This is a genomic window from Oleiphilus sp. HI0132 (assembly GCF_001635845.1).
This window is the reverse complement of record NZ_LWGJ01001848.1, coordinates 1-1,271: the sequence shown is the minus strand read 5'-3', so window position 1 is coordinate 1,271 and position 1,271 is coordinate 1. Positions and strand designations below refer to the sequence as shown.

1 protein-coding gene is annotated in these 1,271 nt (G+C 43.7%); it reads right to left on the bottom strand.

The features are described from left to right. Positions 1 to 1,271 (bottom strand): DUF748 domain-containing protein (locus tag A3766_RS27980; protein ID WP_156509207.1); only part of this gene is annotated, 1,271 nt, incomplete at both ends.

Below are 1,271 nucleotides of genomic sequence, written 5' to 3'. Positions count from 1 at the left end.
ATTCCGCCAATCTCCACCAAGGAACTAGCGATGGCCAGTGCCCTACTCTTCGCAAGCACTGCTAGTTTATCTTCGCCAAGCACCTGCCCACCAGGTTCTAGATCGACACTTCTATCTGCTACGCCCCGTACTTCAATACTTAAATTAGGACGCTTCTTCAAAGCTTCAGCAAGCTTAAGAATCTTCTCACTTTCAAGCGCATCGATTGACGAAGACATAGCAGAAAAATTCACAGATGATATGTCATCAGAACCTTCAACCAAGGAGCCTAGGATAGAGAAAGGGCTGGTTACCACTTTGGTAATCAGGTTTGTGAAAGCTGTTAGCAGTACGCCGCCAAAGCTGAAGCTCGGGTCACTCAAGTCTCCACTAATTGGTAGGTCGATATCTATTTCACCATCGAGGTTTTTCATAATACCTATAGCCAGAGGAAGTGGTAAGACTGTGGCATCGGGGCTATCGACAGACTTTCCAAAGTTAAATTGATCTATAAAGACTTTATTGTCCGCTTTCAGCTTAGAGCCCTTGATGTCGTAAGCCAGGTCAAGATCCAACTTGCCTTTATCGATCAGGTAGCCAGCATACTTAGCCGAATATGGACTGGCGGTACTTAGGTCAATATTGTTGACCTGAATATCTAAGGCAGTATTAGGTTGAGCGCTGAGTGGGTTAGTTGTGCCATTAATGGCAATTTTTCCATAGGTATCGAGGTTTCCAGATAGTGCTACTTTTGAGTGGGCATCAATGTCTGAAGAAATATTAGTGATGTCGCCGGAGAATTGCTCGACATAAGTATTAAAAACCGGTGTTAATGAAGCATCGATATAGTCGAAGCGGCCTTCTTCAATAATAATTCGATTGATGGCAATATTCGCAGGCTGACTTGCTTGGTCTTGTTCTCCTGCTGTTTCGCTTTTGTGCTCTTCTTGCGAATGATCTTCTGTTACAGTGTTTCCTTCTTCTGTCTCACTCGGTTTTGATTTACTTAGTTGAGCCAGGCTCATCTCGCCTTTTTCAGAGATTTTAGCTCTCGCATAGGGCTTGGAAATTTGTACTGTTTCAACTGAAATTGAAGGGGCTTGCTGCTCGCCTGCCAGCTTAAGCTTGACGCCTTTTAGAGCGAAGGTCTTGAAGCCGGCTACCTCTTGTCTTTCAATACTCTCCTTTATATCAAGGTTATTGACTGAAGTATTGCTAGTGATTTCTCCAGACAAGCCTGAGTCTGTCATGCTTAATTGATAGTTTGATGATAGATCCAGTTGACCTTGTTC